The organism is Bradyrhizobium sp. (assembly GCF_016462955.1).
GTDB lineage: Bacteria > Pseudomonadota > Alphaproteobacteria > Rhizobiales > Xanthobacteraceae > Bradyrhizobium.
In genome coordinates this window covers 5,484-6,701 of record NZ_JAEMSD010000377.1, presented here as the reverse complement: position 1 = coordinate 6,701, position 1,218 = coordinate 5,484, and the positions used below count along the sequence as shown (strand labels likewise).

1 protein-coding gene is annotated in these 1,218 nt (G+C 67.3%); it reads left to right on the top strand.

Translation table 11 applies throughout. The features are described from left to right. Nucleotides 1-1,218: phenylalanine--tRNA ligase subunit beta (locus JHD07_RS28800; protein WP_291628340.1), on the top strand; the 1,218-nt coding region annotated here is incomplete at both ends.

The following is a 1,218-nucleotide window of genomic DNA, read 5'->3' as shown; positions in this document are numbered from 1 at the left end:
CGTGCACGGCATCGCGCGCGATCTCGCCGCCGCCGACATGGGCAAGTTCAAGGACCCGACGATCAAGCCGGTCAAGGGCGAATTCCCCTGCCCGGTGAAGGTGACGGTCGAGGACGCCACGCTGTGTCCCGGCTTCGCGCTCCGCCTCGTGCGCGGCGTCAAGAACAAGCCGTCTCCGGAATGGCTGCAGAAGCGGCTGACCGCGATCGGGCTGCGCCCGATCAACGCGCTGGTCGACATCACCAATTTCATGACCTTCGATCGCGCTCGTCCGCTGCACGTGTTCGACGCGAAGAAGGTCAAGGGCGATCTCGTCGTGCGCCGCGCGCGCGAGGGCGAGAGCCTGCTCGCGCTCGACGGCCGCACCTACAAGCTCGATCCCTCGATCTGCGTCATCGCCGACGAGCACGGCGTCGAATCGCTCGCCGGCATCATGGGCGGCGAGGCCTCGGGCTGCGACGAGAACACCACCGACGTCTTGATCGAATCGGCGCTGTGGAACGCGATCAACATCGCCCAGACCGGCCGCAAGCTCGGCATCAATTCCGATGCGCGCTACCGCTTCGAGCGCGGCGTCGATCCCGCCTTCATGGTGCCGGGGCTGGAGCTTGCGACCAGGCTGGTGATGGAGATGTGCGGCGGCACACCGTCCGAAACCGTCGTGGTCGGCAAGTCCTTTGCCGACGATCACCTGATCGAATTCCCGATCACCGAGGTGAAGCGCCTGTCGGGCATCGAGGTGCCGCAAGCCGAGATGAAGCGCATCCTGACGCATCTCGGGTTCATGATGGCGGGCCCGGGACCGGTGGTGAAGGTCGCAGTGCCGTCGTGGCGTTCCGACGTGCACGGCAAAGCCGACATCGTCGAGGAGATCGTGCGCATTTTCGGCGTCGACAAGGTGCCGATGACGCCGTTCGATCGCGGCGACGAGCCCCGCAAGGCGGTGCTGACGCCGCTCCAGCTGCGCACCCGCCGCGCCCGGCGCGCGCTCGCGAGCCGTGGCATGGTCGAGGCCGTGACGTGGTCGTTCATCGCAAAGCCCGCGGCCGAACTGTTCGGCGGCGGCCAGCGCGCGCTCGAAGTGGCCAACCCGATCGCCTCGGATCTCTCCGACATGCGCCCGACCCTGCTCGCCGGCCTGATCGCAGCCGCACAGGCCAACGCCGATCGCGGCTTTGGCGATGTCGCGCTGTTCGAGGTCGGCCAAATCTTCAAGGG